Consider the following 20,589-nt stretch of genomic DNA (forward strand, 5'->3'; position numbering starts at 1 on the left):
TCCGTCGATAGATTCGGCGCAATCAATCTACCGTTGGGGGGCGGTCGGCTTGCGGGTGAGGCTTCTCGGTCCGGTCGACGTGCTGGTCGGCGGCGCCGCGCGCCCGGTGCGGGGGCAGCGGCGCAAGGCGGTCCTCGCAATCCTCGGCCTGCACCCGGGCGAGGCCGTCAGCACCGGCCGCCTCGTCGACCTGGTGTGGGGCGACGCCGCCCCGCCGAACGCGGTCAACGCGTTGCAGAGCCACGTGTCATACCTGCGGCGCACCCTCGACGACAAGGCCGCCGTCACCGCCCGCCCACCGGGCTACCTGCTCGACACGGGCACTGACGGCACCGACGTCGCGGTCGCCGAACGGCTCATCGCCGCGGGCCTGCACGCCGCCGGTCCCGCCACCCGCGCCCGGCACCTGCAGGCCGCGCTGGAGCTGTGGCGGGGCGCGCCCCTGGCCGACGCCGGCGGGCTGCCGTGGCTCGACGAGCAGGCCGAGCGCCTCGGCCAGCTGTGGCTGCGCGGGCGGCGCGCCCTGATCGAGGCCCGGCTCGACCTCGGCCAGCACGCGGACCTGCTGCCCGACCTGGAGCAGCTGACCCGGGAGCACCCGTTCGACGAGCAGTTGCACGGGCAGCTGATCCTGGCCCTGTACCGGCTGGGCCGCCAGGCCGACGCCCTCGCCGCGTTCCGGCGGCTGCGCCGCACGCTGCACGACGACCTCGGCATCGAACCCGGCGCGGCAGTGCGGGACCTCGAGTCCGCGATCCTGCGCCAGGACCCGGACCTGGACGCCCCGCCCGCCGCCGACGGGCCCCTCGAACCGGCCGGCGCGGCCCCCGCCGCCGGCCCGGTGCCGGCGCAGCTGCCGCTGACCGTGCCCACCTTCGCGGGGCGGGCCGGGGAACTCGCCGACCTCGACCAGCTGCTCACCGGCGAGCGCGAGGTCGCGGTCGCCGCCGTCACCGGCACCGCCGGCGTCGGCAAGTCCGCGCTCGTCGTGCACTGGGCACACCGCGCCGCCGGGCAGTTCCCCGACGGGCAGCTGTACGTCAACCTGCGCGGCTTCGACCCCGGTGGCCGCCCCGTCGAGGTGTCCGACGCCCTGCGCGGCTTCCTCGACGCGTTCGGCGTCGCCGCCGCCAGGGTCCCCGCCGACGTCGCCGCGCAGGCCGCGCTGCTGCGCAGCCTCCTGGCCGGCCGGCGGGTCCTCATCGTGCTCGACAACGCCCGCGACGCCGGGCAGGTCCGCCCGCTGCTGCCCGGCGCGCCCGGCTGCCTCACCGTCGTCACCAGCCGCGACGCGCTCGGCTCGCTCGTCGCGCTCGAGGGCGCGCTGCCCGTCACCGTCGGCCTGCTCAGCGACGGCGAGGCCGGCGACCTGCTGATCCGCCGCCTCGGTGCGGCCCGGGTCGCCGCCGAACCGGCCGCCGTCGCCGAGATCGTGACCCGCTGCGCGCGGCTGCCCCTCGCCCTGGCCGTCGTCGCCGGCCGCGCCGCGACCCGCCCCGAGCTGCCCCTGGCGGACCTCGCCGGGTCCCTGCGCGCCGCCGGCACCCTCGACGCGATCGCCGGCGACGACCCGGTCAGCGACCCGCGGGCGGTGTTCTCCTGGTCCTACCGGGCGCTGCGGCCGGCCGCCGCGGAGCTGCTGCGCCGCCTCAGCCTCGCCCCCGGCCCCGACCTCGGCGCCGACGCGATCGCCAGCCTCGCCGGCGGGCCCGCCGCGGCGGCCGGCGCTTCCAGGGGCCGTATCGAAGTGGATGGCCGGGCTGCGGCGGACTCAGACGCCTCGCCCAGGCCGGCCCGGCGCGCTGCGCCAGACCGGCCCGGCCCAGGCGCTGGACCCACGCCGGTCACACCTGGACACAACACCGGTAACCAGGCGCGCCCGGCGCGGCCCGACCACTCGCCCGGGCCGGCCCGGCGCGCTGCGCCGGACCGGCCCGGCCCAGGCGCTGCGCCTCGCCTCGCTCCAGCCCCCACCTCGATGCAGCCCCTGGCCGAGCTGCTGCGCGCCAACCTCGTCGCCGAGCCCGCCCCCGGCCGGTTCTGCCTGCACGACCTGCTGCACGCGTACGCCGCCGAACAGGCCGCCGTCCACGACGCCGCACCCGGCTACCGGCTCGCCGTCCACCGGCTGCTCGACCACTACCTGCACACCGCCGACGCCGCCGCGCGGCTGCTCGACCCGACCCGCACCGGCGAGCCGCTCACCGGCCCGCAGCCCGGCACCGTCGTCTCCCGCCTCGCCACCCGCGACGAGGCCCTCGCCTGGTTCGACACCGAACGCCGCCCGCTGCTGTCCGCCGTGCACCTCGCCGCGGAGGCCGGCCTCGACGCGCACACCTGGCAGCTCGCCGACGCGACGACCACGTACCTCGACCGCCGCGGCCGCTGGCACGACCTCACCGCCACCCAGGAGGCGGCGCTGCGGGCCCGCCGCCGCGCCGGCGACCGGGCCGGCCTCGGCGACGCCGCGTGCGCGCTCGGCCGCACGTACGCCCGCATCGGCCGCCACGAGGACGCCGAACACCACCTCGGCGCCGCGATGTGGATCCACGAACAGTTCGGTGACGCGGCCGGCCTGGCCCGGGCCGGTCACCACCTCGGCTGGCTCGCCCACGACCTGCGCCGCTACCCCGAGGCCCTCGCCCTCACCGGCCGCGCCCTGCGGCTCTTCGACCGGCTCGGCGACCGGCTCTGGCGGGCCCGGGCCCTCAACGCCACCGGCTGGATCCACGGCCGCCTCGGCGAGCACCGCGAGGCCCTGCAACGCTGCCGCGAGGCGCTCACCGAGACGATCGCGCTCGACGACCGGCACGGCGAGGCCGGCGCCTGGGACGCCGTCGGGCACGCCCACCAGCACCTCGGCGACCCGCGCCAGGCGATCGCCTGCTACGGCCACGCGCTGCGGGCGTATCGCGAGCTCGGCGACTGCTCCGGCGAGGCCGGCGTCCTGGCCCACCTCGCCGACGCCCACGACGCCGCCGCCGACCCGGTCACCGCCGCCGACCACCGCCGCCGCGCCCGCTCGATCCTCGCCGCCCTCAACCCGGCCCCCTGACCGTCAGGTCGTCAGGGGGTGGCGCGGCGCAGCGCGGTCCAGGAGAGCAGGGCCAGCAGCCCGGCCACGACCGACGGCCAGCCGGCGACCAGCGGCAGCGCGCCCTGGTCGGCGAGCCACGCGCCGACCGCGGGCCAGCGCCCGTACTTCGTGACCAGCCCCGCGGTGCCGCCGAGGACGATCACGACGGCGCAGATCGCGCCGAAGACGCCGTTGGTGTGCCAGCGCACGTAGACGGTGCCGAGGGCGATCCCGATGACGCTCATCAGCAGCATCGGCACGGCGTAGATCAGCAGCTGGGCCGGCACCCCGTACCCGTCGATCAGGCCCAGGCCGAAGAACCGCAGCCGCAGCCCCCAGCCGTCGGTGGCGTTCTCCACGGCCTGCAGGACGACCAGCAGCACGGCGTAGATCGCGGTCTGGGCGAGGGTGAACAGGCCGAGCGCGGTGGCGAACTCGCGCCGGGTGACGCTCATGCCGAGGGCGAACGGGAACTGCTGGGCCACCGCGACGGCGCCGAAGGCCAGGCCGGTGATGTAGACGCTGGCCAGGCCGCCGGTGACCGGACGGTCGCCGATCTCGTCGCCCATCGAGCCGAAGACGAGCAGGTTGACGGCGAAGGCGATGCCGAGGACCACGAGGGGCCAGAGCAGCCCGTCGCGGCGGCCCGCCGCCTGCAGGCGGGTGACGGCGAAGACGCGGTTCATGAGACGGCCTCCCGGGCGGTGATGCGGACGACGAGCTGCTGCAACGAGACGGGCTCCAGCTGGACGCCGGCCTCGCGGGCCCGGCCGGCGGGGACGTCGCCCCGCACGGTGGCGCGGGTGAGCGGGCCGAGGTGCTCGCGGTGCAGCTCGTCGGCGTTGACGGTGAGCTGGTCGACGGCCGACGCCGGGCCGGTGAGGGTGACGACCTGGCCGCGCAGCGCGTCGGCGGCCTCGTCCAGGACGAGCCGGCCGCGTTCGATGAGCAGCACGTGCTCGATGAGGTCGCTGACCTCGTCGATGAGGTGGGTGGAGAGCACGACGGTGCGCGGGAACTCGGCGTAGTCGGCGAGGAGCCGGTCGTAGAACAGCCGGCGGGACGTGGCGTCCAGGCCCAGGTACGGCTCGTCGAAGAACGTCAGCGGGGCGCGGGAGGCGAGCCCGACGATGACGCCGAGCGCGGACAGCATGCCGCGGGACAGCTTCTTCACCGGCCGGCCCACCGGCAGCTCGAAGTCGGCGACGAGCGAGCGGGCGAAGGCCTCGTCCCACGCGGGGAACAGCAGCCGGCCGGCGAGCAGGACGTGGCGGACCCGGAACGTGTCCGGGTAGCGCTGGCTCTCCTTGACGAACGCGACCTGCTTGAGCACATCGCTGTTCTCGACGGGGTCGGCGCCGAAGACGCGGATGGTGCCGCCGGTGGCGAACTGCTGCCCGGTGAGCAGCTGCATGAGGGTGGTCTTGCCGGCACCGTTGCGGCCGAGCAGGCCGTAGATGCCGTTGCGCCGCAGCTCGAAGCTGACGCCGTCGAGCGCGGCCACGGATCGGTAGTGCTTCGACACGTCCTGCACGGAAACGACCGGGGTCATCGCTGCTCCTTGTTGGCGCCGAGGTAGCGGTCGATCATCATCTTGAGCTCGGCCGGGTGGATGCCGAGCTTGGCCGCCTCGGCCAGCAGCGGCTGCAGGTACTGCTCGCCGAACTGGTCCTTGCGGCGCTGCCGGAGCTTGGCCTGCGCGCCGGGGGAGACGAACATGCCGATGCCTCGCTTCTTGTAGAGCACACCGTCGTCGACGAGCTGGTTGACGCCCTTGGCCGCGGTGGCGGGGTTGATCCGGTGGAAGGCCGCGAGCTCGTTCGTCGACGGGACCTGCGCCTCCTCGGGCAGCGATCCGTCGATGATCGACGTCTCGAGCTGCGCGGCGATCTGCAGGAAGATCGGCCGTCCGTCATCCATCGGCGTGGTTCGTCGGTTCATTACTCATGTAATGAACCATGCAACCTCGCCGGGTGCGTGTCAACGGGTAGCGTCGAGGTGTGCAGAAGATGGCGTGGCTGGCCGTGCGCGACCGGGATCCGGCGGCGGCGCTCGGGCTCACCGAGCTCGGCGAGGTCGACTGGCGCTCCGGCGTCGACCTGGCGTATTTCACCGACGACCGGGTGATCGTGACCCCGCAGCTCGACGGTTGGATCCTGGTCCTGGGCATGGCGCTGCTGAAGGACCGGCCGGACGTGACGGGGCTGTCCGCGACCCTCGGCACGGAGGTGCAGTTCTTCTCGTCACATCGGGGGCTGCAGGTGTACCGGTGGCAGCGCGCCCGCGAAGGTGACCTGCTGCGCTCGTTCGCCTCGGCCGAGGGCGAGATCGACGAGGTGGGCGAGGCGTCGGACCTGGAGCGGTCCTTCGGCGAGCTCGTCGACGACGGCGACGTTCACCGGGTCGCGGCGCGGTGGAGCGTCGACCCGGGCACGGTGAACGTCCCGGTGCGGGTGTTCAGCACCGGGACGGTCCGTCAGGACGGGCGGTAGCGGGCGGTCAGCTGCCGCCGCGCCGGCCGCGGCTGCGCCACGAGAACGGGCCGGGCAGGTCGTAGCGGTGCGCCCTGGTCTTCGAGTTCCACGACCACTTGCCGATCTTCAGGCCCCAGGAGGACAGGCCCTTCGGGGTGAAGTTCAGCACCAGTGGGCCGAAGCGCATCGCCTTGCGGAACAGGATCGGCACGGGTCCTCCTCGGGGGGTGTGCCATCCAGGATGAACCATGCGCGCCAGGGCCCGGGTTGAGGGGTCCGTCTACGTTGGACGTATGGCACAACAGGTGAAATACGACCGGCGCGAGCAGTACGAGCAGATCGTGTCCGGGCTCCTGCCCGGCGAGACCATCATCGCCGTCTACGACGCGGTCGGCATCGGCACCGGGTTCATCGGCCTCACCGACCGCCGGGTGATCCTGCAGGACAAGTCGTTCGTCGGCAAGCGCCTCGCCCTCACGTCGATCCCCTACGCCAAGGTCACCGCGGTCTCCATCGTGAGCAACAAGTCCTGGGCCGGCAGCTTCTTCAGCAGCGGCAACATCGCCGTGCACGTCGGCGCCCACATCTTCGAGATCGAGGTCCGCGGGGTCGAGAAGACCCAGCACATCCACAACGTGATCCTGCACTACGCGACCGGGCACTGACGGCCCGCCCGGTCAGGGGATCAGGACGATCTTGCCGGTGGTGTGGCCGAGCTCACCGTAGCGGTGCGCCTCCGCGACCAGGTCGAGCGGGAAGACCCGGTCGACGTGGACGGTGAGCCGGCCGTCGAGGACGAGGGCGGTCAGATGCTCCAGACCGGCCCGGTCGGGCTCGGCGAGCAGGAACACGCCGCCGGCCTCGGTGACCGCGTCGGCGTCGACGCCGTTGAGCGCGATGAGCGCCCCATCCGGGGCCAGGGCCGCCGCGAGGGCCGGGATCTGCCCGGCGACGGTGGCGACGGCCACGTCGACGTCCTTCACCCCTCCGAACACGACTGCCGGGCCACCGGCGCGGTGGTCGTGGACCTCGTCGGCGCCGAGGGACCGCACGAAGTCGTGTTTCGGGGCTGACGCCGTGCCGATGACATACGCGCCGCGGCACTTCGCGATCTGGACCGCGAGATGCCCGACACCACCGGCCGCCGCCGGGATCAGCACGCGCTGCCCCGCAAGGACCCCGGCGGTCTCGACCAGGACCTGCCAGGCGGTGAGGCCGGCGAGGGCGAGCCCACCGGCCTGCTCGTGGCTCAGGTTCGGCGGTTTGAGGGCGAACTGCCGGGCGGGTCCGGTGACGTACTCGGCGTAGGCGGCCGCCTCACCGGGGAAGCGGGGCATGCCGAACACCTCGTCGCCGACGGCGAACCGGGTGACACCGGTGCCGGTGGCGGCGACGACGCCGGACAGCTCCCAGCCGACCGTGAACGGCGGGACGCCCAGGACGCCGCCGCCGGTGCGGACCTTCCAGTCGACCGGGTTGACGCCCGCGGCGCGCATCTCGACCAGGATCTCCGTCGGGCCGGGCACCGGGATCTCGGCCTCGACGATCCGCAGCACCGACGCGTCACCGAGGACGTCCTGTGTCACACGTCGCATCATTCGGACGGTAGCACCGACTCCGCGGACCAGGTCCGCCACCGGTCGAGCTTGTCGGCGGCGACGGCGAGCTGGTCGGACACCGGCCCGGGACCGGTGGAACCCGGGGTGGTGCGCGCGGCGAGGGCGCCGGGGACGGAGAACACGGACCGGACGTCCGGGGTCAGGTGCGGGCTGACGGCGTGCAGGTCCTCGTCGGAGACCTCGTCGAGGCCGACGTCGCGGGCCGCGGCGATGACGACGAGCTTGCCGGTGATCTCGTGCGCGTCGCGGAACGCCACACCCTGCCGGACCAGCCACTCGGCGACCTCGGTCGCGAGGGTGTAGCCGACCGGTGCCTGCTCGGCGAGCCGGTCGACCCGGACCGTCATCGTGGAGATCATGCCGGCCAGGGCCGGCAGCACCAGCTCGAGCGTGTCGACCGCGTCGAAGACGGGTTCCTTGTCCTCCTGCAGGTCCCGGTCGTACGCCAGGGGCAGGCCCTTCAGCATCGCCAGGACACCGGCGACGTGACCGATGAGCCGGCCGGACTTGCCGCGGGCGAGCTCGGCGATGTCGGGGTTCTTCTTCTGCGGCATGATCGACGACCCGGTCGCGAACGCGTCGTCGAGCTGCACCCAGCCGAACGCCGGGGTCGTCCACAGCACGACCTCCTCACCGAGGCGCGACAGGTGCACGCCGGTGAGGGCCGCGATGAACAGGAACTCCGCGACGAAGTCCCGGTCGGAAACGGCGTCGATGGAGTTCGCCGCGGCCGAGCTGAAGCCGAGCTCCTTCGCCACCTGCGTCGGGTCGAGCGGCAGCGACGACCCGGCGAGCGCACCGGCGCCGAGCGGGCTCACCGCGGCCCGCACGTCCCAGTCCCGCAGCCGGTCCAGGTCCCGCAGCAGCGCCTGCACGTGGGCGAGCAGCTGGTGGCCGAACGCGATCGGCTGCGCCGGCTGCAGGTGCGTGAACCCCGGCGCGGGCGTGTCGACGTGCCGGGCGGACTGCTCGACGAGCGCGTCGGCGAGCTCCACGATCCGGGCGGCCACCCCGCGGGCGTGGTCGCGCAGGTACAGCCGCAGGTCGGTGGCGACCTGGTCGTTGCGGGACCGGCCGGCGCGCAGCTTCCCGCCGAGGGCGCCGAGCCGCTCCAGCAGCCCCCGCTCCAGGGCGGTGTGCACGTCCTCGTCGTCGACGGTCGGCCGGAAGTCCCCGGCGGCGCAGGCCGACTCGAGGTCGTCGAGGGCGGCCAGCATCCGGCCGAGCTCGTCGGCGTCGAGCAGGCCGGCCCGGGCCAGGACCCGCGCGTGTGCCCGTGACCCGGCCAGATCGTACGGCGCCAACCGCCAGTCGAACTGCACGCTCACCGACAACCGGGCGAGCGCCTCGGCGGGACCGCCGGCGAAGCGGCCGCCCCAGAGGCGGGTCGGGGACTCAGAAGACGAAGTTGCCACGCGACGATCCTTCCATAGCGCAAGATCGCGTCACTTTGACGGGCCTTCGAGGTGCGCCCAGTCGGTGAGTTTCGCCGCGAGGAGCTCGCCGGCGGTCGGGCGTCCCTGCGGGTCGGGTGCCTCGCGGGCGACGACCATGATGGTGTCGTCGCCCGCGATGGTGCCCACGATGTCCGGCAGGCCGGTGCGGTCGATCGCGCTGGCCAGGAACTGCGCGGCGCCGGGCGGCGTGCGCAGCACGACGAGGTTGCCGGAGCAGTCGACGCCGGTCAGCAGCTCCCGCAGCAGCCGGATCAGCCGGGTCGGCGCCTCCTCGGCCGGGCGCAGCGCCCGCTCGCCGTCCTCCGGGATGAGGTACTCGCCGCGGACCTTCACGGCCCGCAGCTCCTCCAGGTCCCGCGACAGCGTCGCCTGCGTCACCTGGATCCCGTCGCCGGCGAGCAGCTCGGCCAGCTCGGTCTGCGACCGCACCGCCGACCCGCGGATCAGCCCCGCGATCCGGTCGTGCCGCGCCGCCTTGGAGACGGGTGTGCTCACGGCGCCTCCTCTGTTGTGCCCGCGATGAGCGGGCCCCCGCTGCGCTCCGGCACGATGCTTCCACTGCTTGTTCCCGCGATGAGCGGGCCTCCGCTGCGCTCCGGCCCGCTCACGCCAGCAGCCAGGCCAGGAGCGCCTTCTGCGCGTGCAGCCGGTTCTCGGCCTCGTCCCAGATCGCGCTCTGCGGCCCGTCCATGACCTCCGAGGTGATCTCGTCACCGCGGTGCGCGGGCAGGCAGTGCAGCACGATCGCCTCGGGCGCGCCCGCCATGAGCGCCGCGTTGACCTGATACGGCAGGAACGGCGTGATCCGGTCGAGCCCGTCGGCCTCCTGCCCCATCGACGTCCAGGTGTCCGTGACGACCACGTCGGCGCCCTTGACCGCGTCCGCCGGGTCCGGGACCCACTCGACGGGCCCCCGCAACCGGGCGGCGTCCAGGATCGCCGGGTCCGGTTCGAAGCCGGCCGGGCCGCTCAGGCGCACCGCCATGCCGGCGGTCGCGCCGGCGAGGGCGTAGGAGTTGGCCATGTTGTTCGCGGTGTCGCCGAGATACGTGAGCACCCGGCCCTGCGTCGAACCGAGCCGCTCGCGGACCGTGAGGAGGTCGGCGAGCAGCTGGCACGGGTGGAAGCCGTCGGTGAGCGCGTTGACCACCGGCACCGTCGCGTGCCGCGCGAGCTCCGCGACCCGGGCGTCCACATTCGACCTGATGACGATCGCCGACACGTAGCGGGACAGGACCTTCGCCGCGTCGCCGATGTCCTCGCCGCGCCCGAAGTGGGTGCTGAGGGCATCGATGATGAGCGGCGCGCCGCCGAGCTCGGCGATGCCGGCCTCGAACGACACCCGGGTCCGCAGCGACTGCTTCTCGAAGATGACGGCGACGGCCTTCGGCCCGGCGAGGGGTTTGTGACCGTACCGGTCGGCTTTCATCGCCGCCGCCAGGTCCAGGATCTCGGCCTGCTCGGCCGGGGTCAGGTCGTCGTCACGGAGGAGGTGCCGGGGCGGGTGGTGCGCCATCAGGCCTGCACCGCGTCCAGGGCCGGGCCGAGCGCGGCGACGAACGCGTCGGCCTGCCCGTCGGTGAGGATCAGCGGCGGGGCGATGCGCAGCACGTCCGGCTGGGCCGCCTGGGCGAGGAAGCCGGCGTCGCGCAGCACCGCGGCGAGGGCTCCCGCCGCGGGGCCGTGCAGGACGATGCCGAGCAGCAGCCCGGCGCCGCGGACCTCCTTGGTGAGGGGGTGCGCGAGGGCCTCGACGCCGCGGCGGATCCGTTCGCTGAGCTGCTTCACGTGGTCGAGGAGCTGCTCGGACTCGATGGTGTCGAGCACGGCGAGGGCGGCGGCGCAGCAGACCGGGTTGCCGCCGAACGTCGAGGCGTGCATGCCGGGGCCCAGGAGCGTGGCCGCGTCGTCGAAGGCGATCATCGCGCCGAGCGGCAGCCCGCCGCCGAGGCCCTTGGCGAGGGTGACGACGTCGGGACGGACCCCTTCGGCCTGGTGGGCGAACCAGTACCCGGTCCGGCCGATCCCGGTCTGCACCTCGTCGAGGGCGAGCAGCGCGCCGTGCCGGGCGGTGATCTCCCGGGCGGCGGTGAGGTAGCCGGCGGGCGGGACGACGACGCCCGACTCGCCCTGGATCGGTTCGAGCAGCACCATCGCCGTGGCGTCGTCGACGGCGGCTTCCAGCGCGGCGACGTCACCGTAGGGGATGTGCACGACCTCGCCGGGCAGCGGCCGGAACGGGTCCTGCTTCGCGGGCTGCCCGGTGAGCGCGAGGGCACCCATCGTGCGGCCGTGGAACCCGGCCTGCGCGGCGACGATCTTCGTGCGGCCGGTGCGCCGGGACAGCTTGAACGCGGCCTCGTTCGCCTCCGCGCCGGAGTTGCCGAAGAACACGGCCCCGGGCCGGCCGGCGAGGTCCAGGAGCCGCTCGGCGAGCGCGACCACCGGCGGCGAGGCGAACAGGTTCGACACGTGCCCGAGGGTCGAGATCTGCGCGGTCACGGCCGCGACGACGGCCGGGTGGGCGTGGCCGAGGAGGTTGACCGCGATCCCGCCGAGGAGGTCCACATAGGAGCGTCCGGCCTCGTCGACCACCACGGACCCGCTGCCGCTGACGAGTCCCAGCGACGGCGGACCGTACGTGTTCATCACCGACGCCTCGAAGCGCTGAACCAGCGTCATTCTGCCACCACCATGGTCCCGAACCCCTCCGATGTGAAGACTTCCAGCAGCAGCGAGTGCGGCACCCGGCCGTCGACGACGTGCGCGGCCGGCACCCCGCCCTTGACGGCGCGCAGGCACGCCTCCATCTTCGGCACCATGCCCGACTCCAGTGTCGGCAGCAGGTCCGCGAGCTGGTCCGCGGTCAGTTGTGAGATCAGCGATTCCGGGTCCGGGTAGCGGGCGTAGAGCCCCTCCACGTCGGTCAGGACGACGAGCTTGCGCGCCTTGAGCGCGATCGCCAGGGCCCCGGCGGCGGTGTCCGCGTTGAGGTTGTGCAGCACGCCGTCGGCGTCCGGCGCGACCGTCGACACGACCGGGATGCGGCCGGCCGCGATGAGGTCCGCGACGGCGCCGATGTTGACGTGCTCGACGTCGCCGACCTGGCCGATGTCGACCGGTGAACCGTCGATGATCGCGGGCCGCCGCACCGCGGTGAACAGCCCGGCGTCCTCACCGGACATGCCGACCGCGTGCGGGCCGTGCTCGTTGATGAGCCCGACGAGCTCCCGGCCGACCTGCCCGACGAGCACCATCCGGACCACGTCCGCGGTCTCGGGGGTGGTGACGCGCAGGCCGCCCTTGAACTCGCTGGCGATGCCGAGCCGCTTGAGCATCGCCGAGATCTGCGGGCCGCCGCCGTGCACGACGACCGGCTTGATGCCGACGTGCCGCAGGAACACCATGTCGGCGGCGAACGCCCGCTTCAGCTCGTTGTCGAGCATGGCGTTGCCACCGTACTTGACCACGATCGTGGAGCCGGAGAACCGCTCCAGCCACGGCAGCGCCTCGATGAGCGTGTTCGCCTTGCCCAGCGCGATCCCGAGGTTGCGCCCGTTCACGATGAATATGCCGAGTTCTCGTGCACGTAGCCCATCGACAGGTCGTTGGTCCGGACCGTGGCGCTGGCGTCGCCGGCGTGCAGGTCGACGGTGACGGTGACCGCGCGGGCGCTGAGGTCGACCGTCGCGCGGTCCTCCCCCGCGGCGCCGCCCTTGCAGATCCACACGCCGTTGATGGCGACGTCGACCTCGTCGGGCTCGAACGCGGCCGCCGTGGTGCCGATCGCGGCCAGGATCCGGCCCCAGTTGGGGTCGTTGCCGAAGAACGCGGTCTTCACCAGGTTGTTGCGGGCGATCGACCGGCCGACCTCGACCGCGTCGTCCTCGCCGGCCGCGCCGGTGACCTCGATCGCGATCTCCTTCGTGGCGCCCTCGGCGTCGGCGATGAGCTGCGTGGCCAGGTCGGCGCAGACCGCGGTGACGGCCTCGGTCAGCTCCTCCTGGGTCGGCTGGATCCCGGCCGCGCCGCTGGCCATGAGCAGCACCGTGTCGTTGGTCGACATGCAGCCGTCGGAGTCGATCCGGTCGAAGGAGACCCGGGTCGCCGCCCGCAGCGCGGCGTCGAGCACGTCCGCGTCGGCGACGGCGTCGGTGGTCAGCACCACCAGCATCGTGGCGAGGCCCGGCGCGAGCATCCCGGCGCCCTTGGCCATCCCGCCGACGGTGAACCCCTGCCCGCTGCGGACGGCGGTCTTGGACACGGTGTCGGTGGTCATGATGGCGGTCGCGGCGGCCGCCCCGCCGTCCCGGGCGAGCCCGCGGGCGGCGGCGTCGACCCCGGACAGCAGCTTCTTCAGCGGCAGCCGCTCCCCGATGAGGCCGGTGGAGCACACGGCGACGTCGCCGGCGCCGACCGGGAACCGCGACGCCCGCCCGGACAGCACGGCCGCGGTGTGCTCCGCGGTGGCGTGGGTGTCCTGGAAGCCGGCCGGCCCGGTGCACGCGTTGGCGCCGCCGGAGTTGAGGATGACGGCCCGCACGATGCCGGCGCGCAGCACCTGCTGGCTCCACAGCACCGGCGCGGCCTTGATCCGGTTGCTGGTGAACACGGCCGCCGCGGTCCAGTCCGGCCCGTCGTTGACGACGAGCGCCACGTCCAGGGCGCCCGCGGTCGCCTTCAGCCCGGCCGCGACACCCGCGGCCCGGAACCCCTTGGGGGCGGTGACAGTCATGACGTCACCTCCGCTGCGCTCCGGCGCCGTCCTGACCTGAGGCTGCGATCATGGTTCACGGTTCCTCCGCTACGCTCCGGCCCGCTCACGGCGCGATCCCGTCGGCGGTGAGCCCGGCCGTCTCCGGCAGCCCGAGCATCAGGTTGGCGTTCTGCACGGCCTGTCCCGCGGCGCCCTTGACGAGGTTGTCGATCGCGGACACGACGATGATCCGGCCGCTGTCGACGTCGACGGTCGCCTGCAGGTGCGCGGCGTTCGCGCCGAACGTGCTCGCCGTGTGCGGCCACTGCCCCTCGGGGAGCACCTGCACGAACGGCTCGCCGTCGTAGGCCGCCGCCAGGACCTCGCGCGGGTCGGCGCCCGTCAGCGGCCGGGCGGTCACGGTGGCGAGGATGCCCCGGGGCATCGGCGCCAGGACCGGCGTCATCGACAGCGTGCGCGCCCCGGTCGCCTGCTTGATCTCCGGCACGTGCTGGTGCGCGCCCACCTTGTACGGCGACAGCGACCCCATCACCTCCGAGGCCAGCAGGTGCACCTTCGCGGAGCGGCCCGCGCCGGACGTGCCGGACGCGGCGACGACCACGACGTCCTCGGGGTCGGCGACCCCGGCCGCGATCAGCGGCGCGAGGGCCAGGGTCACCGACACCGCATAACATCCGGTGTTGGCGACCCGGCTCGACGCGGCGATGCGGTCCCGCTGGCCGGGCAGCTCGGGCAGGCCGTAGGTCCAGGTGCCGGCGTGCGCTCCGGGGTAGTACCTCGTCCAGTCGGTCGCCTCCCGCAGCCGGAAGTCGGCGCCGATGTCGACGACCTTCACCGTGTCCGGCAGCTGCGCGGCGAGGGCCGCGGACTCGCCGTGCGGCAGCGCCAGGAACACCAGGTCGGCGTCGGCGAGCACGTCCGGCTCGGTCTTCGCCAGCACGACGTCCCGCAGCGAGCGCACGTGTGGGTGCACCGCGCCGATCCTCGATCCGGCCTGCGCGAACCCGGTGGCGACGGCCAGGTCGAGGTGGGGATGCCCGGCGATCAGCCGGAGCAGCTCCCCGCCCGCGTACCCGGACGCACCGGCGACAGCGACTCGTATTCCCATGCGTTGCACTGTATCTCTATGCATCGCCGTGTTTCAAGCGGATTGCGGCGAGCATCACCGCCCCGGGCGGCGATTCACATCGCGCTCACCCGGACCGGTCGATCGGGGGATCTGGCGGGTGGGCTACTCGGGGTCGAGGACCCTGGCGAGCTGGGCGCGGTTGCGGACGTTGAGCCGCCGGTAGAGCCGGGTCAGGTTCGCCTCGACCGCCTTGATCGACAGGAACAGCGCGCGGGCGATCTCGCGGTTGGTGGCGCCGGCGCGCACCAGCTCCACGATCCGCCGCTCGGTCTCCGACAGCCCCGCGCCCCGGCCGCCGTCGAGCCGGGCCAGGTCGGCCGCGGCGACCTCGCGCCACGGGTGCGCCTCGGCGGCCGCATACCGGCGCACCGCCTCCGACAGCGCCGCCCGGGCCGCGCCCCGACGGTGGGCACGGCGCTCCAGGCCGCCGAGCGTGTAGTAGGCCCGCGCGACCTCGAGCGGATACGGGTGGTCCTGCCACTCCTCGATCGCCCGGTGCAGCGTCTCGGCGGCCTCGCGGGCCTCGCCGGTGGCGGCGGTGAGGACCGCCCGGGCCCGGGCCAGGCCGAGGAACACGATGGTGCGGTCCAGGTGCCGGGCGTGCTTGTTCACCTCTTCGAGGACCTCGGCGGCCTCGGCGCGGGCGCCGGCACCGACGAGCGCCTCGATGAAGTCGGCGTGCCACGGCAGGACGCCCGGGTCGAGCCGGCCGAGCCGCTGGTCCAGGGCGTACGCCTCGCGCATCGCCTCGGCCGCCGCGACCGGGTCGCCGCGCAGCACGTGCACGAGGCCCGACGCGGCGTAGGCGAGCTTGATCCAGTCCTCGTCGCCGGCGGCGAGGCAGGCGGCGAGACCGCGCTCCGCGTAGCCGGCGGCGGCGGTCGCGGTGCCGCCACCGCTCTCCGCGAGCGCGGCGACCAGGTAGCCGGGGCCCGGGGTGGTCTCGACGTCGACATACAGCCGCACGCACTCGCGGCCCGCGGCGACCGCGTCGGCGCAGCGGCCGGCCCGCCAGTAGACGCCGGCCACGGACACCAGCACGGAGGCCAGGTCACGCACGGTGCCAGCCCGCTCCACGGCGATGCGCAGCGCCTCGATGCGGCGCACCGCCTCGGCGGTCTCGCCCTTGAACAGCCGGCTCATCGCGGCGACCTGCCGGGCCGCGACCGTCGCCGGGGTCAGCGACAGCCCACGGGCGAGCTTCCCGGCCCGTTCGAGGTACTCGTCGCCCTGGGTGCCGAGCAGGATGTTGCCCTTCCAGCTGAGCACCTCGACGAGGCGTTCCATGTCACCGCACAGCTCGGCGGCCTCCTCGGCGCGCTTGAGCTCCGCCAGGGCGCCCTCGCCGTCGCCGTCGTAGTAGGCCTTGACGCCCTTGTACAGCCGCACGTGAGCGAGCAGGTCGGGGGTGTCGACGGCCTCGACGAACGCGGCGTCCAGCAGCGGGCCGGAGTTGGAATGGTCCTCGCCGGACATCTCCACCAGCAGCAGCCGCGCGCCGATGCGGGTGCGCCGGTCCGCGGCGTCGCGCAGCGCGGCGGTCGCGTGCCGCCGGGCGTCGACGGGCGAGCCGGCCGCGTACGCGTACTGCGCGGCGCTGAGCCGGCGGACCGCGCCGACGCCGGGGGTGTCGCGCGGGGTGCGGTCCGCGGCGAGCGCGGCGAGGTCGGCGGCCATCGCCGGGGCGCCGCGCAGCCGGGCGGCGGACGCGGCGTCGGCGAGGCACTCCGCGAGGGCCTCGTCCGGCTCGGGGCGGGCGGCGGCGAGGTGCCTGGCCCGGTCGACCGGGTCGGAGACGGTGTCGGCGAGCCGCTCATGCGCCTCGCGCCGGGCGGCGGCGGTCGCGTCGGCGTACACCATCTCCCGCAGCAACGGGTGGCTGAACCGGATCGCACCCTCGCCGTCGACGTCCAGCACCGACGAGGCGAGGGCCGCGTCGAGGTGGTGCTCGGCGAGGCCGCACCGCCGCAGCAGCGCCAGGCTGGGGCGGGCGGCGGCGGCCACGACCAGCAGCGCCGGCCAGTCGGGCGCCGGCAGCGCGGCGAGGCGCGCGGCCAGGAGCTCGCGGAGCCGGTCCGGCACGGGCAGCGGGTCGGTGGTGGGGAACGGCGTGCTGCCCAGGGCCCGGCCCAGCTCGACGGCGTAGAGGGGGTTGCCGGCGCTGGCCTCGTAGATGCGGTGCAGGTGCGCCCGGCCGGCCTCGGCACCGAACCGGGCGCGCAGCAGGTCCGCCACGTCGCTCTCCGGCAGCGGCGGCACGGGCAGCGTCGTGCCCGGCGGCGGGCACAGGTCCAGGCGGGTCGCCGGGTCGCCGTCGGGGACCCGTTCGGCGGCGAGGATCCGCACCGGCGTCTCACCGATCCGGCGGGCGACGAACCGCAGCACCTCGGCGCTGGGTTCGTCGATCCACTGCACGTCGTCCAGGACGAGCAGCACGGCGCGTTCCGCGGCGAGGGCGCGCAGCAGCTCCAGGACGGCGAGGCGCACCGCGAGCTGGTCGTGCGGGGTCGCCGGCAGCGCGCTCCTGAGCAGGGCGCCGTCCAGCGCGGCCCGCAGGTGCGGCGGCAGGTGCTCGGCGGCGTCGGGGGCGCCGTCGAACAGGTCGACCAGCGCGAGGTAGGGCAGGTCGGCCTCGGCCTCGGCGGCCGCGGCCCGCAGCACGAGGGCGTCGGTCTCCCCGCCGGCGATGGCGTCGAGGATGGTGGACTTGCCGATCCCGGCGGGGCCGTAGAGCAGCACGCCGCCGCCGCCCGTGAGCCGCTCGCGGGCGTGAGCCAGCAGTTCAGCGCGGCCGAACGGCGCGGCCGGCCAGGTGCTCACCACCACTGCTCCACTCCTCGATGCCATTCAGACGCCGAGTCTCTCCCGAACGCCATCTCGCCGCAACGCCTGCCCAACGCGGACGGACCTCCGGGCGACGCGATGTTGAACACTGTCAGCGGAGCCGGTCGCAGGGCAGGACCGCCTCCCAGCCGAGCATCGGCCACTGTGCGGTATGGACCGTCACCCTCCGCAAATGTGGCTCCGCTTGGCATTGCGTGCGCGCCTCGGCAACGGTCGTGTCCCAGCGCGGCAGGCCGTCGGTGTAGCCGCCCGGTCGCAGATTGGCGATGCCGACGACGGCCACGAGTGTCGCCAACGCGACAAACGGGACGCTTCTCGACGGCGGGCCGGCGGGCACGGCGAGCGCGACCGCGGCGGCGATGTTCGGCAGGGTGATCAGCACCAGGTAGCGGCCCTCGGGGGCGCCGTGCACGGCGAGCTGGAACGCCCCGGCGAACGCGGCGAACCCGGCGAGGAACGCGGCGAGCCGCCACCGCCGCTCCGAGGTCCCGCGGAGCAGGGCGACGGCGACGACCGCGATCGGGACGGCGAGGCCGAGCAGGACGAGGGCGCGGTGCCCGAAGGGGTCGGTGACGGGCGGGGCCAGCCACGCGTCGCCGAGGAACGAGCGCGGCACCCCCCAGCGCAGGTAGGTCCCGGCGACGGAGAACGGGTCCAGGTCCGGTCGCTCCCCGACGGCCCGCCGCGACCCGCCGAGCAGCAACGACCCGAGTTGCAGCGCCACGCCGGGCAGCAGGGCGAGGGCGCGCAGCACCGAGTCGCGGTCCCGCCGTCGCGCCGTTCGCAGCAGCGCCACCGGCACGAGCAGCAGCCCGAGCATCGAGCTGAGCGCCGCCAGGCCCGGCAGCGCGACGGCGGCGGCGCGGGCGGCCCGGGTCGTGGGGGTCCACAGCAGCATCCACAGTCCCGCGTACACGAGGGGGAACTGCAGCTGGGCGAGGGTGTTCGGCACGTAGCCCATCGGCACGGCCGCGCTCGCGCCGATGACCAGGCCCGCCGCGGGGCCGAGCCGGTCCCGGGCGGCGGCCGCGACGAGACAGGCGAGCGCCGCGGTGAGGGCGGCGGCGGTGCCGGCGTTCAGCGCCGCCGCCCACGGGACCGGGAACAGGGCGATGAGCGCGAAGCAGGCGCGGGCCACGGTGTGGAAGTAGCCGTTGAAGGGCGTCGCGAACGGTTCGTACCAGGGCAGGGTGAGCGCGTCGGTCAGGAACTCCTGCCCGTCCTCGGCCCAGACGCTGTTGAAGCCGCCCCGGGACAGGCTGATGACGACGAACACCGGGAAGGCCCAGCGGAGCATGGTCACACAGGTCAAACGAACGGGCGCCCCGCACCGTGGTGCGAGGCGCCCGCAGGAGGTACCCGGGCCTTACAGCTTGCCGTCCTTGACGGCCTGGGTCACCCAGGGGATGACCTCGTCGAGCATCTCGTCAAGCGAGGTGTTGGCCTCGTAGCCGAGGATCTCCTTGGCCTTCGACACGTCCGGGACGCGCTTCTGCACGTCGTACTCGTACGGGTCGTCGGACACGACGCTGAACGGCACGTCGGCGCCCTTGATCTTCTTCCAGATCACCTCGGCCAGTTCGAGCACCGTGGTCGACTCGGCGGTGGAGATGTTGAAGTCCTGGTTGACCGCGTCCTCGTGCTCCATCGCGGCGATGATGCCCTTGGCCAGGTCACCACCGTAGGTGTAGTGCCGGACCTGGTCACCGGCGCCGAGGATGTGCAGCGGGTCCTGCCCCTTCACGATCTTCTGCACCAGGTCGGGCACGACGTGCGACATGGCGAGCTTCACGTTGCCGGACAGCACCTCGACCTCGCCGAGCGCGCGGCCCTCGCCGACGCCGACGCAGTTGAACGGCCGCACGATCGTGTACGGCAGCTTGTACTGGTCCCAGGCGGCCTTCGCGTAGTACTCCACGGCCAGCTTCTGGAAGCCGTAGGACGACAGCGGCGGCGGCACGAGCCGCTCGTCGCCCTCCTTCGACGGCCAGTGCGTCGTGGACTCGAACACCATCGACGACGACAGGTAGGTCATCTTCTTGAGGGTGCCGTCGCGGTGCGCCTTGATCGCCGCGTCGCACGACGAGGCCATGATCCGCTCGTTGGTCGCGAGCAGGTCGTAGGCGTAGGCGTGGAAGTAGGAGATGCCACCGATCATCGCCGCGCCGGCGATGAAGTGGTCGCAGCCGTCGAGGAGCTCGGTGACCAGGTCGACGTCCCGCGCGTCGCCCTCCACGAACCGGTAGTCGGGGTGCGAGTCGTAGCTGCGGGTGACCGGACCGTACTTCGAGTAGTTGTCCAGGCCGACCACCTGATAGCCGCGGGACAGCAGCTCCTCCACGACGTACCCACCGATGAACCCGGCCGAACCGGTGACCAGGACCTTTGCCACAAACACTCCTTAGTTCTGAACGGCGTTGCTGGAAAAGTTGGCGCGGGCGGCCTGTGCGTCGTCCCGCGCCGCCGACGACGCGGGCCGCTTCGCGACCTGCTCCATCGTGAGCCGGCGACCGAACGCGAACCGCCACCACTTCAGATAACTGGGCAGGAACCGGCCGACGTCGAACCGGGACTCGCCCAGCTGCCGGTCGAGCCAGATCGTCGGGATCTCCGCCACCGGCAACCGCAGCCGGGCCGCCTTCGCGGTCAGCTCGATCCCGATCTCGAACCCGGTCTTGCTCTCGATCCCGACCTGCCGGACGAACGTCGTCGAGTACGCCTTGAAACTGTTCGTCGCGTCCCGGGTCCCGACCCGCGCGAACAGGTGCAGGGACCGCCCCGCGCCGCGGGACAGCGCCCGCTTGAACCGGGGACCGCCGACCTGCTGCCCACCGGGCATGTACCGCGACGCCGCCGCCACGACCACGCCCCGCTCGACGAGCCGGGCGAGGTCCTCGATCTGGCGCGGGTCGTCGGAGCCGTCGGCCATGGTGACCACGGCGACGGGGGCCTGCGCCACGTCGATACCGAAGCGGATCGCGTTGGCCGGGCCACGACCGTACGTGTTGAGCACGGTGCGGACGCGGGGGTCGCGGGCCGCGACGGAGTGGGCGAAGGGCACCGTGGTGTCCTCCGGCATGTCGTGCACGACGAGGACCTCGGCCGGCATCAGCACGGCCCGCAGGATCCGCTCCAGGCAGGGCACGATCGCCTCGCCCTCGTTGTACACCGGGATCACCACAGACACCTGCGGCATGAGGGTCATACGCGAACCCCCTTGTTGGTGATGCCCCACATGTCCGCGACCGGGATGTCGGTCTGCAGGTCACGGTA

Annotated in this window: 19 protein-coding genes; 3 read left to right on the forward strand and 16 right to left on the reverse strand. The window is 73.9% G+C overall.

What is annotated here, in order from left to right; genetic code table 11:
* The first annotated feature begins 55 nt into the window (after positions 1 to 55).
* Complete coding sequence (locus tag ACFPIJ_RS56710) at positions 56 to 3,055, forward strand: AfsR/SARP family transcriptional regulator (protein WP_380127887.1); 3,000 nt, start codon at positions 56 to 58, stop codon at positions 3,053 to 3,055.
* An 11-nt stretch (positions 3,056 to 3,066) separates the two neighbouring features.
* Here ACFPIJ_RS56710 and ACFPIJ_RS56715 read toward each other — a convergent pair whose 3' ends face one another.
* The 3 genes from ACFPIJ_RS56715 to ACFPIJ_RS56725 are packed head-to-tail and all read right to left on the reverse strand — an operon-like array spanning position 3,067 to position 4,996.
* Positions 3,067 to 3,762, reverse strand: coding sequence for a hypothetical protein (locus tag ACFPIJ_RS56715; protein ID WP_380127888.1), 696 nt, complete (start codon positions 3,760 to 3,762; stop codon positions 3,067 to 3,069).
* Complete coding sequence (locus ACFPIJ_RS56720; RefSeq protein ID WP_380127889.1) at positions 3,759 to 4,628, reverse strand: ABC transporter ATP-binding protein; 870 nt, start codon at positions 4,626 to 4,628, stop codon at positions 3,759 to 3,761. Before ACFPIJ_RS56720 ends, ACFPIJ_RS56715 begins: the two co-directional genes overlap by 4 nt.
* The gene (locus ACFPIJ_RS56725; protein ID WP_380127890.1) at positions 4,625 to 4,996 is read right to left on the reverse strand and encodes a GntR family transcriptional regulator; all 372 of its coding nucleotides are present in this window, start codon (positions 4,994 to 4,996) and stop codon (positions 4,625 to 4,627) included. Before ACFPIJ_RS56725 ends, ACFPIJ_RS56720 begins: the two co-directional genes overlap by 4 nt.
* Positions 4,997 to 5,085: 89 nt before the next feature.
* On the opposite strand from ACFPIJ_RS56725, the gene ACFPIJ_RS56730 reads away from it, so the two are divergent.
* The gene (locus tag ACFPIJ_RS56730; RefSeq protein WP_380127903.1) at positions 5,086 to 5,568 is read left to right on the forward strand and encodes a hypothetical protein; all 483 of its coding nucleotides are present in this window, start codon (positions 5,086 to 5,088) and stop codon (positions 5,566 to 5,568) included.
* 7 nt (positions 5,569 to 5,575) lie between these two features.
* On the opposite strand, the gene ACFPIJ_RS56735 is transcribed toward ACFPIJ_RS56730, so the two are convergent.
* Positions 5,576 to 5,761 (reverse strand): DUF4236 domain-containing protein, encoded by a 186-nt coding sequence (locus ACFPIJ_RS56735; protein WP_203850031.1) that lies wholly within the window; start codon positions 5,759 to 5,761, stop codon positions 5,576 to 5,578.
* Between the two features lie 82 nt (positions 5,762 to 5,843).
* On the opposite strand from ACFPIJ_RS56735, the gene ACFPIJ_RS56740 reads away from it, so the two are divergent.
* On the forward strand, positions 5,844 to 6,215 hold the full coding sequence (locus ACFPIJ_RS56740; protein ID WP_203850030.1) for a PH domain-containing protein: 372 nt from the start codon (positions 5,844 to 5,846) through the stop codon (positions 6,213 to 6,215).
* Positions 6,216 to 6,227: 12 nt separating this feature from the next.
* Here the strand turns inward: ACFPIJ_RS56740 and ACFPIJ_RS56745 are convergent, their stop codons facing one another.
* The 12 genes from ACFPIJ_RS56745 to ACFPIJ_RS56800 form a co-directional block, all read right to left on the reverse strand.
* On the reverse strand, positions 6,228 to 7,145 hold the full coding sequence (locus ACFPIJ_RS56745; RefSeq protein ID WP_380127891.1) for an NADP-dependent oxidoreductase: 918 nt from the start codon (positions 7,143 to 7,145) through the stop codon (positions 6,228 to 6,230).
* Positions 7,145 to 8,584: an argininosuccinate lyase gene (argH, locus tag ACFPIJ_RS56750; RefSeq protein WP_380127892.1), complete on the reverse strand. Its 1,440-nt coding sequence runs from the start codon at positions 8,582 to 8,584 to the stop codon at positions 7,145 to 7,147. Before argH ends, ACFPIJ_RS56745 begins: the two co-directional genes overlap by 1 nt.
* Positions 8,585 to 8,614: 30 nt before the next feature.
* Complete coding sequence (gene argR / locus ACFPIJ_RS56755) at positions 8,615 to 9,121, reverse strand: arginine repressor (RefSeq protein WP_380127893.1); 507 nt, start codon at positions 9,119 to 9,121, stop codon at positions 8,615 to 8,617.
* Positions 9,122 to 9,230: 109 nt separating this feature from the next.
* Positions 9,231 to 10,142 (reverse strand): ornithine carbamoyltransferase, encoded by a 912-nt coding sequence (argF, locus tag ACFPIJ_RS56760; protein ID WP_380127894.1) that lies wholly within the window; start codon positions 10,140 to 10,142, stop codon positions 9,231 to 9,233.
* Entirely contained in the window at positions 10,142 to 11,308 is a 1,167-nt protein-coding gene (locus ACFPIJ_RS56765) for an acetylornithine transaminase (RefSeq protein WP_380127895.1), read from the reverse strand. Before ACFPIJ_RS56765 ends, argF begins: the two co-directional genes overlap by 1 nt.
* Positions 11,305 to 12,189 (reverse strand): acetylglutamate kinase, encoded by an 885-nt coding sequence (gene argB / locus ACFPIJ_RS56770; RefSeq protein WP_380127896.1) that lies wholly within the window; start codon positions 12,187 to 12,189, stop codon positions 11,305 to 11,307. The genes ACFPIJ_RS56765 and argB overlap by 4 nt, the downstream gene beginning before the upstream one ends.
* Positions 12,186 to 13,361 carry a bifunctional glutamate N-acetyltransferase/amino-acid acetyltransferase ArgJ gene (argJ, locus tag ACFPIJ_RS56775; protein ID WP_380127897.1) on the reverse strand — a complete coding sequence of 392 codons (1,176 nt, stop codon included), beginning with the start codon at positions 13,359 to 13,361 and terminating at the stop codon, positions 12,186 to 12,188. The genes argB and argJ overlap by 4 nt, the downstream gene beginning before the upstream one ends.
* Before the next feature lie 85 nt (positions 13,362 to 13,446).
* The gene (argC, locus tag ACFPIJ_RS56780) at positions 13,447 to 14,451 is read right to left on the reverse strand and encodes an N-acetyl-gamma-glutamyl-phosphate reductase (protein WP_380127898.1); all 1,005 of its coding nucleotides are present in this window, start codon (positions 14,449 to 14,451) and stop codon (positions 13,447 to 13,449) included.
* Between the two features lie 123 nt (positions 14,452 to 14,574).
* Positions 14,575 to 17,292, reverse strand: a complete 2,718-nt coding sequence (locus ACFPIJ_RS56785) for an AAA family ATPase (protein ID WP_380127899.1) — start codon at positions 17,290 to 17,292, stop codon at positions 14,575 to 14,577.
* Positions 17,293 to 17,407: 115 nt separating this feature from the next.
* Positions 17,408 to 18,619: a hypothetical protein gene (locus ACFPIJ_RS56790; RefSeq protein ID WP_380127900.1), complete on the reverse strand. Its 1,212-nt coding sequence runs from the start codon at positions 18,617 to 18,619 to the stop codon at positions 17,408 to 17,410.
* 63 nt (positions 18,620 to 18,682) lie between these two features.
* The gene (locus tag ACFPIJ_RS56795; protein ID WP_327009561.1) at positions 18,683 to 19,708 is read right to left on the reverse strand and encodes an NAD-dependent epimerase/dehydratase family protein; all 1,026 of its coding nucleotides are present in this window, start codon (positions 19,706 to 19,708) and stop codon (positions 18,683 to 18,685) included.
* 9 nt (positions 19,709 to 19,717) lie between these two features.
* Positions 19,718 to 20,521, reverse strand: coding sequence for a glycosyltransferase family 2 protein (locus ACFPIJ_RS56800; RefSeq protein WP_380127901.1), 804 nt, complete (start codon positions 20,519 to 20,521; stop codon positions 19,718 to 19,720).
* Between the last annotated feature and the right edge of the window lie 68 nt (positions 20,522 to 20,589).

It is taken from the genome of Dactylosporangium cerinum, assembly GCF_042653625.1.
GTDB lineage: Bacteria > Actinomycetota > Actinomycetes > Mycobacteriales > Micromonosporaceae > Dactylosporangium > Dactylosporangium cerinum.